The following is a 19,790-nucleotide window of genomic DNA, read 5'->3' on the forward strand; positions in this document are numbered from 1 at the left end:
GTGTTTCCGGCACGACTGAGCGCCGTCGGGGAGCGCCCTGCCGACGACCGTCGTCCACGGGGGCGGCTGTCCAAAGTCATTTGCGGCGACATCCACTAGCGCCGCTGTGACCTGGCTCGCCGAGAACCGCCACTGGCTGCTGTTCGCCGCGACGGTGCTGTCCGGGCTCTCGACGGCCGGCGTCGCCGTCGTCGGCGTGCTCGCGACCGCCTCCGTACTGGTGACCGGCGGGTCGCTGGTGCTGACGGTCGGTGCCTTCCTGCTTGCGACACTGTTGCTTGGCGGGCTGACGCTGGTCTTCGGGGCCGGGCTCCTGTCGACGCTCGCCAGCCGCGCCTCGCTCCCGTCGGTTCCCCGGAATCGACGCGTGGCGAACGCCCTCCACGGGCTGGAGGCCGCCGTCCCTCCGCTCCGGCGGCTCGGGCTGGCCGACCGCCTCGAACCCACGGTCGAGGACCGGCGGGCGAGGCTCACGGAGCGGTACGTCGACGGCGAGCTCTCCGAGCGGGAGTTCGAGGCGCGTCTCGACGCGCTGCTCGACGAGACGGGAGAGTCTCGGGTGCCGGACAGCGAACTGGGCACGAACGCGCCCGCCGCGCCCGACCGCGAGATCGAACGGGAGCGAGAGCGGTGAGCGGACGGCCTGCGGGTTTTTATCTCGCCCGCACGTCACTGCAGGTATGAGCAAGTTCACACTCTACCGGGCCGACGTCGACTCGCCGCGGCTCGCCCGTGTGCTCGGCACGGTGCCGGGTATCGCGGTCGGCGACGAGGGGACGGACGACCGCGGGGTCGGCGCTGAACCGGCGCCGGACGAGAGCGACGACGGCGGGCTGGAAGAGCGGGTTCCGCTGCCGGAGACCGATGTCGACGCCTCGGTCGTGAAAACCTACGGGCTGCTCGGACTGGGCGTCTCGATGGTGATGCTCGGTATCGCGACGGTCGGCATCTGGGTGTACCGGCGCCGGAACGGCGACAGCGGCGAGTCGGAGACGCCGCCGCCGACGACGGGGGTCGACACCGACGGGACGGCGCCACCGGCGGGCGAGACCGAGCGGGCGGCGTCCGAGCCGGAGCCCTCGACGCCCGAGCCGTCGCTGGTGATACCGGACGAGGAGCCGGCGTCCGAGACAGCGCCACACGGCCGGACCGAGGGGGACCGTTCGGACGTGGAGTGGGAGCCCAGAGAGACGAGCGAGCCGGAGCCTGTCGAGACGCCCGACGAACCGGCCGAACCGAAGACCGTCGAGGACGACGCGCGGCCGACCGAATCGGTCGACGCCGCGCCGCTGCTGGGGCTTGCCTTCCTCGCCGCGAGCGGCGCGGTCGTGCAGTGGCTGCAAGGCGGCGACGAGGTCTGAGGCTGTCGGCACCCGCACCACTATTAGCTAGCGGTCGACAAGGGGGCGTATGAGCCGGACAGGTCATGGTCGGACTCGTCGTGCGCTGCTCGCGGCGGTCGGTGCCACCGGAGTCGCGGCGCTTGCGGGTTGTAGCGGCGACGACCAATCCACGGCGTCGGAGGCCGAAACACCGGGCTCCTCGCCAACTGCGTCACCGCAGTCGACAGCGACGCCGGAGTCGATAGGGCTCCCGCCGGGGACGAGCGAGAGCGGTATCGACGACGCCTCGGCGCTCGTGTCGGCCACCCAGTCGGCGCTCCGGTCGACCGACTACGCGATAGAGAGTGTCGTCCCGCTGGGTGGCGAGAGCACCGTCACCACCACGATACGGAGCAGCCCGAGCCAGGAGCGGTATCTGTACGTCCACGACTCGCCCTCGGAGACGAACCGCCGGTACGTCGCCGACGGGACGAGCCATATCCAGGCAACGGCGGGCGGGGAGACCTCGTACAGCACCGACACAGTGGAGACGTTCGCGACGGTCCATGAGGACAACGACCAAGTCAGATTGCTCGGTGACAGTGAGGGGCTGGGAGGGATACTCGATGCGGGCAGCTACGCGCCGGCCGGGACGGTCACGCGGGACGGTCGGCGGCTCCACGAGTTCGCGCTCGAATCGGCCGACCTGGCGGGTGGCGCGACGGCCGTCACGGCGGACGGCGGTGCGTTCGTCGACGCCGAGGGCGTCGTCTTCGAGGCGAGTCTCCCGTACACGCCCGAGGGGAGCGGCGCCACCGTCGAGTGGTCGTTCACCGTGCTGGCTCTCGGTGACGTGAGCGTGCGCGAGCCCGACTGGGTCCGGTCGGGCTAGAGGCCACACAGTCTACGGTCCGACAGCCTAAAGCGGACGGCTACGGAACTGCGGGCATGGAGTTCCACGAGGCCGCGAACTTCCTCTTCGAGTTGCGCCGGTTCGACTCCCGGGCCGGCACCGACGCCACGCGGGCGCTGCTTTCGGAACTGGGCGACCCACAGGCGGGACCCAGCTGCGTGCAGATAGCCGGCTCCAACGGCAAGGGATCGACCGCCCGGATGGTCGAGCGGGCGCTCCGGGAGGCCGGCCTCGACGTCGGTCTCTACACCTCGCCACACCTCGACGATGTCCGCGAGCGGATACAGGTAAACGGCCGCAAGGTCCCCGAGGCCGCCGTCGTCGAGTTCGTCGAAGAAGCTCGCGAGTACATCACGGAGGAGGGGGCCGCCGGGGCCTCCCCGACGTTCTTCGAGACGCTGACCGCCTTCGCCTTCTGGGAGTTCGACCGGCAGGACGTCGACGTGGCCGTCCTGGAAGTTGGCATCGGCGGGAAGTACGACGCCACCAGCGTCGTCGACCCGGTCGCCAGCGCAGTGACGAGCGTGACCCTGGAACACACGCACATCCTGGGTGACACGGTCGAGGAGATAGCCACGGACAAGGCCCACGTCGCGCCCGCCGACCGACCGCTGGTGACCGGTGCGACCGGCGACGCCCTCGCCGCGGTCCGCGAGCAGGCCGGCGACGTGATACCGGTCGGCGACGGAAGCGACGCGGACAGCGACGGCGACCCGGACGTGCGAGTGAGCTACGGTGGCCGGGAGGGGCTGGAAGCCGCCGTCACCATCGACGGACCGGGCTGGACCGTCGACACCCACCTGCCGCTGCTGGGCGAACACCAGGCCCACAACGCGGGTATCGCCGCGGCGCTGGTCCGACAGGCCGCCGACGCGCTCGGGGTCGATATCGCCCGGGCCGCCGTCGAGCGCGGCCTGCGAAACGTCCACTGGCCGGGCCGCTTCGAGGTGATGGGGCAGTCGCCACTGACCGTCCTCGACGGCGCGCACAACCCCGGCGGCCTCGAACGGACGATGGCGACGCTCGACTCGTTCGAGTACGACGACCTCCACGTCGTCCTCGGCGCGATGGTCGACAAGGACCACGCGGCTATTGCGGCCGAACTGGACGGGGCCGACCACATCGTCGCCTGCCGGCCCAACGTCGACCGGGCGGAGGCACCCGACGTACTGGCCGAGGCGCTGCGTGAGTCGACCGACGCCGAGGTACAGACCCGCTCGGACGTGGCCGGCGCCCTCGGGATGGCACTCGATGCCGCCGAGCCGGGCGACGCCGTCCTCGTGACGGGGTCGCTGTACGCAGTCCGCGAGGCCCGAACGCGCTGGTCGCGGTCGATGGTACCCAAGACCGTCGATTCGATTCCCGAAGCGGAGGCGACAATCGAGGGCGCCCACGTCACGCAGGCGGGCGCCTGGCGGATGCGCGGGAAGGCCGTCCACCGGGTCCTCCGGACCCGCGTCCAGCCCCGCCAGGCGAGTTATCTCAAGGAGGAACTGCTGTCGCTGGGCGGCGAGTGTGCCGTCTCCGGGCTGAACGACCAGGCCGAGGAGCGCGTCGACTGCGTGCTGATGGGGACGATGGCGCAGTTCAAACGGCTCGCGGAGAAGCTAGACGGCCAGCCGTACGGGCTCTCGACCTTTTCCGACGAGCTCCGCGAGGCTCTGGATATCCAGCAGCCCCCGTCCGAGACCGACTACCCCTGGAGCGACGGCACCGCGGTGATGGGTATCCTCAACGTCACGCCGGATTCGTTCCACGACGGCGGGGAGTACAACGCCATCGCGGATGCCGTCGCCCGCGCCCAGCAGATGGTCGAAGACGGCGCCGACATCCTCGACATCGGCGGCGAATCGACCAGGCCGGGGGCCGACCCCGTCCCCGTCGAGACGGAAATCGACCGCGTGGTCCCGGTCATCGAGGCCCTCTCGGACGTGGACGTGGCCATCTCCGTCGACACCCGGAAAGCCGAGGTGGCCCGCGCGGCACTTTCGGCCGGCGCGGACATCCTCAACGACGTGTCGGGGCTCGAAGACCCCGAGATGCGGCTGGTCGCCGCCGAGTACGACGTGCCCGTCGTCGTGATGCACTCCATTAACACGCCCGTCGACCCAGACAGCGATATCCACTACGACGACGTGGTCGGGGACGTCATCGACGAGCTGACCGAGCGCGTCCTGCTGGCCGAGAAGGCGGGGCTGGACCGCGAGCAGATTCTGGTCGACCCCGGCATCGGCTTCGGGAAGTCGCCGGCCGAGGACTTCGAGTTGCTCGACCGAATCGAGGAGTTCCGGGCGCTTGGCTGTCCGGTTCTGGTCGGCCATTCCCACAAGTCCCTGTTCGGCCTCGTCGGCGAGCAGCCGGGTGACTGCCTCGAAGCGACGATAGCGGGAACGACCATCGCCACGGAGCGGGGCGCCGACGTGATACGGGTCCACGACGTGGCCGCGAACGCCGCCGCCGTCAACGTCGCCCAGGCGGCCCGCGACCCCGACCGGTTCAGCTGATACCAACGTGGCGGTCACAGTCCGGCGGGGGTGGCGTACCCGCGTGCCGCTGTCTGGGTGGACGCGGCGGTCTACTCCGCCTCCGGGTCCACGGCGTGGGCCTCCTGTTCTGTGACCTGAATTCCCTTCGAGGCGAGATGGCGCATCTGCCGGCGGACGAAGTCCTCCTCGGTCGTCCCGCGGGTCGCCAGCACCACCATGCGGGCGTCGCCGGCGGGGCGCATCGTCCGGCCGGCCCGCTGGGCGCCCTGCCGGCGGGAACCGCCAAGCCCGGAGGCGACGACGGCGAGTTCGGCGTCGGGGAGGTCGATGCCCTCGTCGCCGACGCGGGAGACCACCAGCGTGTCCTGTTCGCCCCGGCGGAAGGCCGCAAACAGCCGCTCTCGCTCGGCGTGGCGGGTCTCACCGCTGATGAAGGGCTCGTCGATGGCCTCGCTGATGGCCTCGCCGTCGTCCAGATACTCCACGAAGACGAGTGCTTTCGCCTCGGGGTGCTGGGCCAGCGTGTAGCGTATCTCGTCTATCTTGCCGCTGTTTCCGGCCGCCGCCTGCCGGCGGTCGTGGCCCGACGTGGCGGCGTACTCGGTGCGCTCGTCGTCGCTTCCCCAGGGGACCAGCCGTATCTCGACCTCCGGCTCTGCGACGTAGCCCTCGTCGAAGAGCTTCCCCCAGTCGGTGCCGATGGGCGGGCCGACGAGGGTGAATATCTCCTCCTCGTCGTCTGACTCCCGCGTCGGGGTCGCCGTGAGTCCCAGCCGGTGTTTGGTCTGGAGGTTCGCGCTCCGGCGGTAGATCGGCGCCGGGACGTGGTGGACCTCGTCGAACACGATGAGCCCCCACTTTCGCTCGTCGAACAGCTTCCGGTGGCGGTCCATCCCGGCGGTGCGGTAGGTCGCGATGGTCACCGGACGGATCTCCTTCTCGCCGCCGTGGTACTCGCCGATGTCGTCGTCGGAAAGTGTCGTGTGTCGGACCAGCTCGTCGCGCCACTGGGTCGCCAGTTCCCTCGACGGCACCAGAATCAGCGTCTCGCCGCCGACGGCGGCCATCGCGCCCATCGCCGCGACAGTCTTGCCCGAGCCGGGCGGCCCGACGAACACGCCCGATCCCTGCTCGGTGAACCGCTCGACCCAGTCGGCCTGGTAGTCCCGCAGTCGCAGTCGGAGCTCCATCTCCAGGGGCTCGCCGGTCGCCAGCTCGCGGTCGTCCCGCACCGGGTAGCCGGCCTCGTACAGCGTCCGCTTGACCTGGGCCGTGGCGTCGGCGTCGACCCACGACTCCGAGTCGGAGATGGGCGCCCGCAACAGGTCGTCGTCCAGTTTCGGCCGGGCGACGTTGCCCATCAGCTCGTCGCTCTCGGCTTCCAGCACCACGTAGCCGTCCTCGTGGGTGTACAGGCGGAACTTCCGGGCCCGCTCCCACTGGCTGGTCACCCACTCTTCGAGGTGGGACGACCGTTCCCCGAGCACGTCCCGCATCGTCGAGAGCAGTTCCGCCAGGGTCTCGTGGGGGGCGGCCCAGATGTCGGCCTCGCGGAGCTCGTAGACGTAGCCGCCCGAACGGTTCGAGTCACCGAGCCGCGCGAACTGCGAGAGCTGTGCCCGGGTGAACTGGTCGGGGTGTTCGACGACGACCTCCCGGCGGTCCGGAAAGAGGATGACCCGCTCGCGGTCGGTCACCTCGGCCACGTCGGTCGGATACCACACCGACTCCGTCCCGGTCACGTCCTGGCGCTGTATCTCCCCCTCGTCGGCCAGCGCTTCGAGGGCGCTCCGTGCCTCGTCGGGCGTCAGGTCCGTCTTGCGTGAGAGCTCGGTCGCCGTCAGGTGCGGGCGGCCGACGGCGTCGATGGCGTCGTACACCGCGTCGAGTTCGAGGCGGGCGTCGCTGTCCTCGGATTCGGTAGTCACTACTCTCAGCTGGGTGCCACAGCCCAAAACGGGTTTCGTCTGGTCGGTCGAGCGGCGTCGACCCGTAGAGATTTCACGGCCGCTCGACAACGCTTTGCTGTGCCCGAGCTATCGATGCGAAACCCCTGGGTCTTCACGACCGTAAACGTCGTCGCGTGGGTCCTCGTCTGGGGAGCGGTCCAGTTGCTCCTCTTCGACGGCGGGCTGTTCGAGGCGGTACTGCAGGCCGGGCTGGCCGGAATCGCGTTCTCGGTGCTCTATCTGTATTTCCAGTGAACGGGTGTCACGGAACGGTGCAGGCAGGGTCGTTCGGCCGAAAGCCGACGGAGCGAGCAAGCGGGCCCGGAGTTTTGAGCAAACCAGGTCTCACAGCTACGTCAGCGTGACTTGCTCAGTCTTGTGGTCAGTCGTGATCGGCAGTCGCAGTTCGACCGTCGTCCAGCCGTCGGTTCGCTCGTAGTTGACGCTGCCGTTAGCCGATTCTACGATCCACCGCACGACCCAGAGACCGAACCCGCTCCCGTGTTTCAACTGGTTCATATCCTCCCCGTCGAACACGACTGCACGTTCGTTCTCCGGAATCCCCGGCCCGTTATCTTCGATCGTGATGACCGCCTCCTGACCGAACGACCGAGTCGTGACGTGAATCGGGGTGTACTTCCTCACGCGAACATGTACGACGGGATCCCCGGTATTGTGCGTGACTGCGTTGTCCAGGAGGTTATCCAACGCGTCCCGGATTTCAGAACCGGTAGACACGGGAAGGGCGGTCTCGGCGTCGATTGTTATCGTCGAGTCAGGCCACTTCTCCTCTGCCGCGGCGACAGCTTCGAGAGCCGTCTGTCCGACATCGGTGACAGTGTCCGTCTGGGGTTGTTTGAGAATGCTCTGTGCCATCCGGGCTTTCTCACTGACACCGACAAGGTTCTCGGCTCGGTCCGTGATCCGAGCCGCAGCCTGTCTCACCGCCGACGACTCCGCGTGGGTCGCTATCTCGTCGGCCATCCCGAGGACCACTGTCAGTTCGTTCCGGAGGTTGTGCCGCAACACCCGGTGGAGCACTTGGAGGTGCTGGCGCTTCTGTTGGTCCTCAGTGACGTCGGTGTAGGTTGCTAACCCGTACTGGCTGTCGCCGTCCGTCCCGATGGGGAGACACCGGCAGTAGAAGTCTTTCGGCCCGCTGGCTGTTTGCCGTGTGTACACCCCTTTGGCCACGTTTCCGTTGGCGATCTCGGTGTCCAGCTGTATCGCTTCACTACTGTGGCCATCAGGCACGATGTACTCGTTTAGTGACTCACCGACGATGTAGCCGGCATGATAGCCGAACGTCTTTTCAAACGCGGGGTTGACCGATCGCACGATCGGCTCGTTGTCGCGAAATTCAAATTCGACGACAGCCTGATCCATAAGGTCGAAAAAGTGGTCGAACCACTCCGCACCTGCCGTTTGCGCATCGCTGGCCCGATACTCCGTTTTGCTATGAACGGCTCCGAGTACGTCGCCCTCTTGGGACGGGTTCGAGACGGGGGAGAGTTCGATCTCGACCGTCGGGTCGTCGCCGTTCGTAGACAGGCTGCACGTGAACTTCTGCATCACCTGTCCCGACCCCTGCCGGGCTGCCGTCAGCGCTGCGCGGAGACGGGGTGTGTCCTCGTCTACCAGTAACGTGCTGATTTCTACGCCTTCTAGCTCCGCCGGACTCTTCGCAAACCAGCTGGCCAACGAGTCACCAACCAGCGAGAGCTTGTTCTCGGTATCCAAGAGGAACATCGACTACCGAGACAATCGGTACAATATGGCATATAATGTGCGGATGGCTATTGAGCCACGCGCACCTGCGGGCGTTACCTGCCCATGCTTGGACATATCGGCCGAACAAGCGGCCGGATGACACAACGGTCTGCGGACAGCTCGGTGGCCCCCACCACGTGACTAGAACAGCCCGTACTCGTCGACCAGTCGCTCGTAAAGCGCCTCGTACCGCTCGACGACCGCGGCGTGGTCGTAGTCGGCCAGCGATTCGTCGACGGTACGGTGGTCCATGTCGGCCGAGGCGACGATGGCGTCGGCTATCTCCTGTGGCGTCGTCACGCGGAAGTCCCGGTCGCGGTGTTCGACAAGCTCGTGAGCGCTGGACTCGGCCTGGTACTCTACGACGGCGATACAGCCACACGCCAGCGCCCACAGCAGCTCCGTCGCGAAGTACTCGCGCCACGCCGTCTGGACGAACACCTGCGCGCCCTTATAAATGGCCAGCCGCCGCTCGCGGTCACACGAGCCGACGAAGTCGACCCGGTCGTCGATGCGGAGGTCGGCGGCCTCCCGCTCGTAGGTGTCGCGCTCGGGCCCGTCGCCGATGATCGTCGCCGACCACCCCTTCTGTCGGAGTTCGGCCAGCCCCAGAAACAGCGATTCGATGTTGGCGCTCTCGTCTAACGGGTGGGCATACACCACGTCGACCGACTCGGCCGGCGCCACGTCGCGAACGAGGTCCATATCGATGCCCTCAGGGATGACAGTCGTTCGCTCGCTGTCGGCACCGGCCTCCCAGAGCTGCGTCTGGACGAGTTCGGAGGGGGCGACGAACTGGTCGGCGGCACCCATCGCACGGTTCGAGACCGGCTCGTCGTGGTCGCCGAACCACTCGACGACCAGCGGCGCCCGGGCGAGTTTCGCGCCGGCGTTGGCCGCACGCAACGCCGACGACGGCGCCGGGAAGGCGTGTACCACGTCGGGGCGGTACTTCGCCAGAAGCGCCGGCAGCCGCGTACAGAACGACGCCTCCGCGGGCTCGACGGTGACCCCGCGGTAGGTCACCTCGTCGGGCTCGAACCGGCTCGAATTGCCGCCCCACCACTGGGCGCAGAAGACGGACACCTCGTGGCCGGCTTCGGTCAACGTCGCGGCGAGGCGCTCGATGTGGCGCCGTCCCTCGGTGTCCCGGTGGTGGCTCGTCTCCATGACGACGACCGCGACGCGCATACCGGAGTCGAGAACGGGGCCGCTCAAAAACCCACCCCATCCGCGCACTGCAACGTGGAGCGGGACGGCAAATGGGCCGACAAACGCGACCGCAGACAGTCAGAGAGCCCCGACAGCAGTGTGTAGCGGTTACGCTGCTACCAACCAGAAAGCCCCCGCACGCTGGACTCCCGCGCCTCGTTGCGGTCCTCGGTCACTCTGTTCCCTGCGGTCCTTACTTCGTCGGGGTTCGTCCAGCGTGCGGCCCCTTTCAATCCCGCCCGTAGCCGGTTGGTCAATCTGTACGGAGTGGGATTGAAAGGGGCGTTCACGGGCGGCGCTGCCGCCTGCCGGGGCTTTCTGTCTGTGCGAATCTTGTACTGCAATCCCAAACTAACCTATCTCGTATTCAGCAAAACGTTTTGCATCGGCCAGTACTGCTAGCGAGCGTGTACGACCTCGAACGGTATCTGAACGTCCGGAGCGCCTACGGTGCGTCGATGGGGCCCGACGGCCGGCTGGCCTTCCTGTTGAACACGACCGGCGTGGGGCAGGTCTGGACACTCGACGAGCCCGGCGCGTGGCCCGAACAGCGGACCTTCTACGACGAGCCCGTCGGCTTCGTGGACTACTCGCCGACGCGGCCCGAACTCGTCTTCGGGATGGACGAAGGGGGCAACGAGCGCACCCAGCTCTACCGCCTCGACGACGGGAGCGGCACGGTCACGGAGCTGACGGCGATGCCCGACGCGAAACACCGGTGGGGCGGCTGGGGGCCGGACGGCGACCGCTTCGCCTTCGCCTCGAACCGCCGCGACGAATCCGTCTTCGACGTGTACGTCCAGGACCGCGAGGGCGAGGACGCCGAGTTGGTGTTCGAGGGGGACGGCTGGTTCACCGTCAGCGGGTTCTCGCCGGACGGGACCAAGTTAGCCATCAGCGAGGCCCATTCGAGTTTCGACCAGGACGTCTACGTCCTCGATATCGACTCGGGCGAGCGGACCCATCTGACCCCCCACGAGGGCGACGTGCGCTACTCCAGCGTCTCGTGGGGACCCGAGAGCGAGGCGCTGTATCTGGTCACCGACGCCGACAGCGACACGCTGGAGCTCGCGCGGCTCTCGCTCTCGGGCGACCTCGACATCGTCCGCGAGGGCGGCGGGTGGAACATCGACGGCGTCTCGGTCGACCGGGAGAGCGGCCGGCTGGCCTACTCCCGGAACATCGAGGGGTACAACGAGCTCAACGTCGGCGAGCTGGCGGGGCCGACGACCGTCTCGGAGTTCCCCACGCCGGACCTCCCCGGCGGGCTGGCCGGCGGGGTGGCCTGGGGGCCCGACGCCGACCGCTTCGCCGTCAGCGTCACCGGCCGCACCGTCAACACGAACGTCTTCGTCGTCGAGACGGCGACGGGCAAGGCCGAACGCTGGACCCGCGCCTCGACGGCCGGCATCCCGCGGGAGACGTTCGTCGAGCCCGAGGTCGTCCGCTTCGAGAGCTTCGACGGCCGGGCGATTCCGGCCCTGTTCTCGCTGCCGCCGGGGGCCGACGAGGACGGTGACACGCCGGTCATCGTCGACATCCACGGCGGGCCCGAAAGCCAGCGCCGGCCCTCCTTTGCCGGGCTGACCCAGTACTTCCTGTCGCGGGGCTACGCCGTCCTGGAGCCCAACGTCCGGGGGTCGACGGGCTATGGCAAGGCCTACACGCATCTCGACGACGTCGAAAAACGGATGGACTCGGTGAAGGACCTCCGAGCGGGCGTCGAATGGCTCCGCGACCGGCCGGCCGTCGACCCCGAGCGCGTCGTCGCGATGGGCGGGTCCTATGGCGGCTTCATGGTACTGGCGGCGCTCACGGAGTACCCCGACCTCTGGGCGGCCGGCGTCGACGTGGTCGGCATCGCGAACTTCGTCACGTTTCTGGAGAACACCGGCGAGTGGCGCCGCGAGTTACGGGAAGCCGAGTACGGCTCGCTCGACGACGACAGGGCGTTTCTCGAATCCATCTCGCCCATCAACCGGGCCGACCGCATCACGGCGCCGCTTTTCGTCCTCCACGGCGCGAACGACCCCCGGGTACCTGTCGGCGAGGCCGAACAGATAGCTACCGAGGTCGAGTCCCACGGCGTGCCGGTCGAACTGAAGATTTTCGACGACGAGGGCCACGGCATCAGCAAACGCGAGAACCGCATCGAGGCCTACACGCGCGTCGTCGACTTCCTCAACCGGCACGTGTAGGGGCCGACGTTATCGCCGCTACCGCCTCCTGAAAGCAGTTTCAGAGCGCGAAAACAAGTGGCTGGCTTTATACGAGTCCATGGCAACCAGCCGGTATGGACGTAGCCAGCCGCTCCCGGTCCCGAGTCGAGGAGCGGTTGACGCGAATCGAGGAGCAGTTTGGCCCGCCGGAGGTCACACAGACGACGTTCGAGGTCGACGAGGAGCGGTACCAACAGAGCCTCGAACGGTCGCGCGACGGCCAACTGGACGTGCGCTGCGTTGTCCGGGACGACGACGGGGCCGTACTTCTCCGGGAGGGGGACGGGGAGTGGATGGTGCCACGCGGCCAGACGCGGCCGGACGAGCAGGTCTCGGAGGCGGTCGAGCGCATCGTCAGGGAGGCGGCGGGCGTCGACTGCACCGTCACCGACGCCGTCCGCGCCAACATCCACGGCATCCGAAACGAGGACACCGAGTCCGAGGAGACGGTGTACCGGCTGACCGTCGTGTTCACCGCCGAGGTCGTCGACTCGTCGAAGCCGTCCGGGGAGTCGGTGCGCTGGGACGCCGAGGCCGACGCCGTCAGCGAACTCGTCTGAACGGGCGACCTCGCTGCTGCTCGCGGGTCACTTCTGGCTCGCGGGCTTTGCCCGCTCGAACGGTCCGTGGAACTTCGTTTCGCGCTACTCGCCGTCGAGGCGTTCGCTGCGCTCGCATCTCGCGCTCCCCGCGTCGCTTTCGAGGTAGTGAGCGAAGCGAACTACCTCGCTAGACGACACCGGTGACCGTCGCCGCCTCGACGGCCGCCTCCTCGCTCATCCCGTCGCCCAGGATGGTGTAGCGGTCCCGTATCTCGTGGGCCGTCGTCAGTGCCTCGATGACGGTGTCGCGGTCGATGTCCAGGTCGGCCGCCGTCGTCGGCGCGCCGATGGCCGCCAGCGCGTCGCGCACGTCGCGCCAGCGCCCCTGGGGGCCGGTATGGAGATACTCGGTCATGATGGCACCGACGCCGACCTGATGGCCGTGCAGCGCCGCGCTCGGCGCGATGCGGTCGAGCTGGTGAGAAAAGAGGTGTTCCGCGCCGCTGGCGGGGCGGGACGAGCCCGCGATGGACATCGCCACGCCCGAGGAGACGAGCGCTTTCACGACAATCCACGAGGACTCCTCCAGGTTGCGCTTGATGGAGTCGGCGTTCTCGACGAGCATCTCGGCGGTCATCTGGGAGAGCGCGCCGGCGTACTCCGAGTACGGGACGTTTTTCAGCCGGTGAGCGAGTTCCCAGTCCCGAACAGCGGTGTAGTTCGAGATGATGTCGGCACAGCCGGCTGTCGTCAGCCGCCAGGGGGCCTCCGCGAGGACCTCCGTGTCCGCGACGACCGCAAGCGGCGGCTCCGCGGCGACGCTGTGGCGGGTGTCCTCCTCCGGAATGGAGCCCCGGCCCGAGACGATGCCGTCGTGGCTGGCCGCCGTGGGAATCGAGATGAACCCGCGACCGATGTGGTCGGCCGCCATCTTCGCGATATCGATGGCCTTCCCGCCGCCGACGCCGATGAGAAAGCCGGGGTCGACGTCCTCGGCGTGGCTGATCACCTTCTGGACGGAGTCGAAGCTCGCCTCTTCGATGACGATCTCGGCCGGATCGTACCCGGCCGCTGCGAACTGCTCTATGACCCGCTCTCCGGCGACTTCGTACGGTGTCGGGCTGGAGACCACCAGCGGCCGCCCGGTGAGATGGAGCTCCTCGACGGCGTCCAGGGTCTGTGGGAGGACGCCGTGGCCCACCACGACGTTTCGGGGGAGGCGAATCCACGTCGATTTGTCGAACATACATCCCCCTCCTCACCGTGGTGGCAAAACGGTTTGTCATCGACCGGCGCCCCGGCAATACATATTGGCAAGAAATAAATTCACTACTGCTGATAACTTTTATGTGATTTAATCGTGTCAGTTACTGACACAACGGCAGCGTCGACACACGGCCGGTCTACCGGCCCGGACATGGCTCCGTGCGGTCGAGACGAGAGAGATGGACAACCACCGCACCATCCGACCGAAACCATGGCTGACAAACATACGCGGACGGCCGCTGGCGAATCGGCATCCGACCACTACGGCTCCGGCGGCGGGCGGTGTCGGTCACGGGCACCGCCGAGACGGTTGCTGCCGGCCGTGACGGCTCCGACTGTCACGGGAGGTGACCGACGATGCTAGGTTCGGTACTTCAGGTACCGGTACTCGGGCTCAGCGTCACAGCGTTTCTCGTCTTGCTGGTCGCCTCCTTCGCCGGCGGGGTGTTCGGCGCGGCCCTCGGGGCGCTGCCGGCGTTCATCTTCACCGGGTTCATGGTCATCGCCGGGGAGGCCATCAACATCCTGACCGCACAGCTCGGCGAGGTGGCGGGTATCGCCACCGGTGACGTGGCCCCGAACGTCACCGGGCTGGTCGCGTTCGGCCCCGTCTTCGGGCCCCACATCGCCTTCGCCGGCGGGGCCGCGGCGACTGCCTACGCCGCGAAGAAAGGGAAGATGGACACCGGGTTCGACTACCACGAGGGGAAGAACATCCTCTATGCGTTCGGGACGGAGCCGGACGTCCTCCTGGTCGGCGGCGTCTTCGGCGTCCTCGGGATGTTCATCCGCCAGCTGTCCGGCGGGCTGGCGCTCCCCTGGGACCCCATCGCGATGGGCGTCACGCTCTCGGCTGTCGCCCACCGACTGGCCCTGGGCTACCCGCTCGTGGGCGAGGCCCGCGGCGACGGCCTGCTGGATATGAGCCCCTTTGCCCGTGGGGATATGCGAACGTCGGCGACGGGTGGCGACGTCGCGACCGACGGCGGCGTCGAGGCGGACCGCCTCGCCGTCGAGCCGTGGCTCCCCCACCAGTACAAGTGGTCCGGCGTCGCCTTGCTCGGCCTGGCCGTCGGCGTCCTGGGGGCGTACATCGCCCTGGTGACCGAGAGCTTCTTCCTCGGGTTCGGTATCAGCGCGGCCTCCCTGCTGTTTCTGAACCTCGGCGTCGAAAAGATACCGGTCACACACCACATCACACTGCCGTCGAGTACGGCCGCACTGATACTGGGTACCGGCGGCGACGCCATCGTGGCGCTTCTCGTCGGTGCCCTCTTTGGCGTCTACGGCGCGCTGGTCGGCGAGGTACACCAGCGCGTCTTCTACGCCCACAGCGACACCCACTGGGACCCGCCGGCGGCCTCGATCGTCCTGACGACCTTTACCATCGCCGTCCTGGCGCTTGTCGGCGTCTTCCCGGACAGCGGCTGGGTGCCCCTGCCGATCTGACTACTCCCGGGGTTTTCGACGGCGTTCGTGGGTAACCGCAGAGAAATCGACGGGACCGACTAGTCGTCCGAGGAGGCAGCGAAGTCAGCCTCGGTCGCGTCGTCGGCCGTCGGCGTCGCGGCCGCGGGCGGCTCGTTGCGCACGTCGTCCCGTTCGCGGTCGCTGATGACCTCGGCGTAGGCGTCGGGCATCACCATCGTGAAGTTCGACAGCTCGTCGTCCCACTCTTCCAGCAGCTCCTTCGCGCGGTCGGAATCGGTGTAGGCGGCGTGGTTCTCGACGAGGCGGGTTATCATCCCGCGGTCCTTCGCTTCGAGCGTGTCCCGGATGGATACCATCCCGGTGTTTGCCTGCTCGGCGAACGTGCCGTCGGGGTCGTAGACGTAGGCGACGCCGCCGGACATCCCGGCCGCGAAGTTTTTGCCCGTCTCGCCAAGCACGACGATGGCGCCGCCGGTCATGTACTCACAGCCGTGGTCGCCGACGCCCTCGACGACGCCCTTGACGCCGGAGTTGCGCACCGCAAAGCGCTCGCCGGCCTGGCCGTTGACGTAGGCCTCGCCCTGGGTCGCGCCGTACAGCGCGACGTTGCCGATGACGATGTTGTCGGCGGCGTCGTAGGGCGCCTCGTTGGGCGTGTTGACTATCAGTTTGCCGCCAGAGAGCCCCTTGCCGACGTAGTCGTTTGCGGTCCCGGTCAGCTCCATGGTCACGCCGTGTGCGAGGAAGGCGCCGAAAGACTGGCCCGCGGTGCCGTCGAAGTCCACCCGAATCGTGTCGTCGGGCAGCCCGTCACCACCGTGTTCCCGGCAGATGCGGTTCGACAGCGTCGCGCCGACCGCGCGGTCGACGTTGGTTATCCCGGTGTCAATAGCGACCGGGTCGCCGTTCTCGATGGCGTCCTCGGCCGCGTCGATGAGCTCCCAGTCGAGTTGCTCGTCGACCTCGTGGTCCTGCTCGCGCTGCTTGTAGCGGCCGTCCGACCCGGCCGGTTCGGCGATGACCGACGAGAGGTCGAGCTTCTGGGCTTTCTCCTGGGTCACGTCCTCGCGCTGTTCGAGGACGCTGGCCTTGCCTATCATCTCGTCGACCGTCTCGAAGCCCAGCTCGGCCATTATCTCCCGCAGCTCCTGGGCGACGAATGTCATGTAGTTGATGACGTGTTCGGGCTCGCCGGGGAAGCGACTGCGGAGGTTCTCGTTCTGGGTGGCGACGCCGACGGGACAGGTGTTCTCGTGGCACTGGCGGGCCATCACACAGCCCGAGGTGACCATCGAGGCGGTCCCGAAGGCGTACCCCTCGGCGCCAAGCAGGGCGGCGACGGCCACGTCGCGGCCGGTCTTCATGCCGCCGTCGGAGTGAATCTCGATGCGCGAACGCAGGCCGGTCGCGCGAAGCATCTGGTTTGCCTCCGCGACGCCCAGCTCCCAGGGGAGCCCGGCGTTCTTGATGGAGGTCTTGGGCGAGGCGCCGGTCCCGCCGTCGTGGCCCGAGATGTGGACCACGTCGGCGTTGGCCTTGGCGACGCCGGCCGCGACGGTCCCGATGCCGTCCTCGGCGACCAGCTTGACGTTGATGTCTGCCTCCGGGTTCGCCGCCTTCAGGTCGTGGATGAGTTGTTTGAGGTCCTCGATGGAGTAGATGTCGTGCAGCGGCGGCGGCGAGATGAGGCCGACGCCCGGCGTCGCATAGCGGACGTGGGCGATCATCTCGTTTACCTTCTTGCCGGGCAGGTGGCCGCCTTCGCCGGGCTTTGAGCCCTGGGCCATCTTGATCTGTATCTCCTCGGCTTCGGCGAGATAGTTGCTGGTGACGCCGAAACGGCCCGAGGCGACCTGCTTGGTCTTGCACTCTTTCTCGGTGCCGAAACGCTCCGGGGGCTCGCCGCCCTCGCCGGTGTTGGCGTTGGTGCCGAGCCGGTTCATCGCGATGGCGTTGTTCTCGTGCATCTCCGGGGAGAGCGAGCCAAGCGACATCGCGGCCGTCTCGAAGCGCTCGACGATGTCCTCGATGGGTTCGACGTCCTCGATGTCGACGGGGTCGCGGTCCGAGTCCGTCTCAAGGAGCCCGCGAAGCGTCTGGAGCTGCTCGTTCTGGTCGTTGATGAGCTCGGCGAACTCCTGGTACTTCTCGTAGTCGCCCATGCGCACGGCCTGCTGTATCTTGCCGACCGTGTTGGGGTTCCACTGGTGGTGGATGCCGTTCGAGCGGAACTCGTACTCGCCCTGGCGGGGCATGTCCGGCTCCGCCTCGCTCCAAGCCACGTCGTGGCGCTGGAGGAGGTCGTCCTCGATCTCGTCGAGGCCGATACCCTCGGTCCGGCAGGTGGTCCCCTCGAAGTACTCCGCGATGAAATCGGAGGAAAGCCCGACGGCCTCGAATATCTGGGCGCCCTGATAGGACTCGACCGTGGAGATGCCCATCTTGGCCATCGTCTTCAGGAGGCCGTCCTCGACGGCCGTGATGTAGGCGTCGATGGCCTTGTCCAGGTCGGCACCGTCGGGGCCGGCGACGAGGTCCTCGATGGTCTGATAGGAGAGGTAGGGGTTGACCGCGCCCGCGCCGTAGCCGATGAGCGTCGCGAAGTGATGGACCGCACGCGGATCACCGGACTCGACGACGAGCCCGACGTGGTTGCGGAGCCCGTTGCGCACGAGGTGGTGGTGGATGCCACCGACCGCGAGCAGGGAGGGAATCGGGACGCGGTCCTCGCCGGCCGCGCGGTCCGAGAGGACGATGATGTCCTCTTCCTCGGCGGCCGCGGAGGCCTCGCGTCGCACGTCCTCGACGGCCTCCCGGAGGTCCGTGCCCTTCTCGTAGGTGATGTCGATGACTCGCGTCGACATGCCGTTCTCGTCTAGGTCCTTGATAGCGGCCGTCTCCTCGTCGGTGAGAACCGGGGAGTCAAGCACCAGCTGTCGGGCGTGGGCCCGGCTCTCGTCGAGCAGGTTGCGCTGGTAGCCCAGCCGGGACTCAAGCGAGGTGACGAGCTCCTCGCGGATGTAGTCAAGCGGCGGGTTGGTGACCTGTGCGAACAGCTGCTTGAAGTAGGTAAAGAGGGGGCGGTTGAACTGCGAGAGCACCGACAGCGGCGTGTCGTCGCCCATGGAGCCAACCGGGTCTTTGCCCTTCTCGGCCATCGGTTCGATGAGGTGGTCGACCTCGTCGTAGGTGTAGCCGTACATCGCCTGCTGGCTGCGCAGGCCGCCGACAGCGTCCTGTGGCGTGTTGTCCTCGCGCGGGGCCACATCGTCGAGGTGGAGCTGTTCGGACTCGACCCACTCGCCGTACTTGTCGTCTGTGATGGAGTCGAACACTTCCGCGTCGGGGATGACCCGCCCCTCCTCGGGGTCGGCCAGGAAACACTGACCCGGCTGGAGCCGGCCGCGCTCGGCGATGTCGCTCGGGTCGCTCTCCAGTGCGCCGGCCTCCGAGGACATGACGAGCGTGTTGTCCTCCAGGATGTCGTACCGGCACGGGCGCAGGCCGTTGCGGTCCAGCACCGCGCCGATGCGCTCGCCGTCGGTCGCCGCCACGAGGGCGGGGCCGTCCCACGGTTCGACCAGCGAGGCGTGGTAGTCATAGAAGTCCCGCCGGTCGCCGGAGACGTCGTTCATCTCGCCGCGCCAGGCCTCGGGGATGAGCATCCGCAGGGCGTGGGGCAGGTCGCGGCCGCCCTGCAGGAGCAGCTCCAGGGCGTTGTCGACGCTCGCGGTGTCGGACTGGGAGGGGTCGTCGATGATGGGCTTGACCCGGTCGATGTCGCCCTCGAAGGTGTCGCTCGCGATGTCGGTCTCGCGGGCGCGCATCCAGTTGATGTTGCCCTGGATGGTGTTGAACTCGCCGTTGTGGATGATGCGTCGGTAGGGGTGTGCGAGGTGCCACGCGCCGAGCGTGTTCGTCGAGAAGCGGGCGTGGACCATCGCGAAGGTGGACTCGAAACGCCCATCGGAGAGGTCCGGGTAGTAGTCAAGCAGCTGCTCGGCTTTGAGCAGGCCCTTGTAGACGACGACGTCGGTGGCAAGCGAGACGACATAAAATCGGTCGTGGCCCGACGGCTCCTCGGACTCGACGGTGTTTTCGAGGGTGCGCCGGCCGACGTAGAGGCGGTTGTCCAGCTCCTCGCCGCTCGCGCCGTCGTCGGCGGTGACGACGAACTGGGCGATCTCGGGCTCGGATTCGAGCGCCGTGGCGCCAAGGTCGCTGTTGTCGGTGGGGACCGTTCGCCAGCCCAGCACGTCAAGCCCCTCGCCGGCCAGTTCCGTCTCGACGAGGGCCTTCAGGTCCGATGCGGCCTCGTCGTCGTCACTTGGGAGAAAAAGCGTCCCGACCGCATACGCGCCGGGGTCGGGGAGATCCGCGTCGAACTCCTCGGCGAAGAACTCGTGGGGAATCTGGAGCATGATGCCCGCGCCGTCGCCGGTGCCCTTCTCGGCGCCGGTGGTACCTCGATGTTCCAGGTTCTCCAGGAGTTCCAGCCCGTCGGCGACGGTGCTGTGGTCGCTCTCACCGTCGAGGTCCATTACGACCCCGACACCGCAGTTCGATCGTTCGTCAGTCGGGTCTGCGAGCCCGGCCTCGCCCGCAGACTGGTCACTGATGTGTCGCTCAACCATGTGTGCGCGTGTCTAGAGGCGACTCCCATAAGAGGATGTTCATCAA

13 protein-coding genes are annotated in these 19,790 nt (G+C 67.7%); 8 read left to right on the plus strand and 5 right to left on the minus strand.

What is annotated here, in order from left to right:
* Window positions 1-106 precede the first annotated feature (106 nt).
* Genes VJ162_RS05950 through folP form a run of 4 tightly spaced genes read left to right on the plus strand, consistent with a single transcriptional unit; the run spans window position 107 to window position 4,739 of the window.
* Window positions 107-634, plus strand: coding sequence for an SHOCT domain-containing protein (locus VJ162_RS05950; RefSeq protein ID WP_324663050.1), 528 nt, complete (start codon window positions 107-109; stop codon window positions 632-634).
* A gap of 46 nt (window positions 635-680) precedes the next feature.
* Window positions 681-1,361, plus strand: a complete 681-nt coding sequence (locus tag VJ162_RS05955; RefSeq protein ID WP_324663051.1) for a hypothetical protein — start codon at window positions 681-683, stop codon at window positions 1,359-1,361.
* 49 nt (window positions 1,362-1,410) lie between these two features.
* Window positions 1,411-2,214, plus strand: coding sequence for a hypothetical protein (locus tag VJ162_RS05960; protein ID WP_324663053.1), 804 nt, complete (start codon window positions 1,411-1,413; stop codon window positions 2,212-2,214).
* Window positions 2,215-2,270: 56 nt separating this feature from the next.
* A complete protein-coding gene (folP, locus tag VJ162_RS05965; protein ID WP_324663055.1) occupies window positions 2,271-4,739 on the plus strand; it encodes a dihydropteroate synthase in 2,469 nt (822 codons plus the stop codon).
* A gap of 71 nt (window positions 4,740-4,810) precedes the next feature.
* On the opposite strand, the gene VJ162_RS05970 is transcribed toward folP, so the two are convergent.
* A complete protein-coding gene (locus VJ162_RS05970) occupies window positions 4,811-6,649 on the minus strand; it encodes a DEAD/DEAH box helicase (protein ID WP_324663057.1) in 1,839 nt (612 codons plus the stop codon).
* Between the two features lie 99 nt (window positions 6,650-6,748).
* On the opposite strand from VJ162_RS05970, the gene VJ162_RS05975 reads away from it, so the two are divergent.
* A complete protein-coding gene (locus VJ162_RS05975; protein WP_324663058.1) occupies window positions 6,749-6,925 on the plus strand; it encodes a hypothetical protein in 177 nt (58 codons plus the stop codon).
* Between the two features lie 96 nt (window positions 6,926-7,021).
* On the opposite strand, the gene VJ162_RS05980 is transcribed toward VJ162_RS05975, so the two are convergent.
* Window positions 7,022-8,410 (minus strand): PAS domain-containing sensor histidine kinase, encoded by a 1,389-nt coding sequence (locus VJ162_RS05980; RefSeq protein ID WP_324663059.1) that lies wholly within the window; start codon window positions 8,408-8,410, stop codon window positions 7,022-7,024.
* 171 nt (window positions 8,411-8,581) lie between these two features.
* Window positions 8,582-9,631 (minus strand): glycosyltransferase, encoded by a 1,050-nt coding sequence (locus tag VJ162_RS05985; protein ID WP_324663060.1) that lies wholly within the window; start codon window positions 9,629-9,631, stop codon window positions 8,582-8,584.
* A gap of 479 nt (window positions 9,632-10,110) precedes the next feature.
* Here VJ162_RS05985 and VJ162_RS05990 point away from each other — a divergent pair, with 479 nt between their 5' ends.
* Both VJ162_RS05990 and VJ162_RS05995 read left to right on the plus strand, forming a co-directional pair.
* Window positions 10,111-11,850 carry a S9 family peptidase gene (locus VJ162_RS05990; protein WP_324663216.1) on the plus strand — a complete coding sequence of 580 codons (1,740 nt, stop codon included), beginning with the start codon at window positions 10,111-10,113 and terminating at the stop codon, window positions 11,848-11,850.
* 95 nt (window positions 11,851-11,945) lie between these two features.
* A complete protein-coding gene (locus VJ162_RS05995; protein WP_324663061.1) occupies window positions 11,946-12,431 on the plus strand; it encodes an NUDIX domain-containing protein in 486 nt (161 codons plus the stop codon).
* A gap of 169 nt (window positions 12,432-12,600) precedes the next feature.
* On the opposite strand, the gene VJ162_RS06000 is transcribed toward VJ162_RS05995, so the two are convergent.
* Complete coding sequence (locus VJ162_RS06000) at window positions 12,601-13,659, minus strand: NAD(P)-dependent glycerol-1-phosphate dehydrogenase (RefSeq protein WP_324663062.1); 1,059 nt, start codon at window positions 13,657-13,659, stop codon at window positions 12,601-12,603.
* A 377-nt stretch (window positions 13,660-14,036) separates the two neighbouring features.
* Between VJ162_RS06000 and VJ162_RS06005 the strand changes: the two genes are divergently transcribed.
* Complete coding sequence (locus VJ162_RS06005; protein ID WP_324663063.1) at window positions 14,037-15,128, plus strand: hypothetical protein; 1,092 nt, start codon at window positions 14,037-14,039, stop codon at window positions 15,126-15,128.
* Window positions 15,129-15,187: 59 nt separating this feature from the next.
* On the opposite strand, the gene gltB is transcribed toward VJ162_RS06005, so the two are convergent.
* The gene (gene gltB / locus VJ162_RS06010) at window positions 15,188-19,744 is read right to left on the minus strand and encodes a glutamate synthase large subunit (RefSeq protein ID WP_324663065.1); all 4,557 of its coding nucleotides are present in this window, start codon (window positions 19,742-19,744) and stop codon (window positions 15,188-15,190) included.
* Window positions 19,745-19,790 lie beyond the last annotated feature (46 nt).

It is taken from the genome of Haloarcula sediminis (assembly GCF_035656455.1).
Lineage (GTDB): Archaea > Halobacteriota > Halobacteria > Halobacteriales > Haloarculaceae > Haloarcula > Haloarcula sediminis.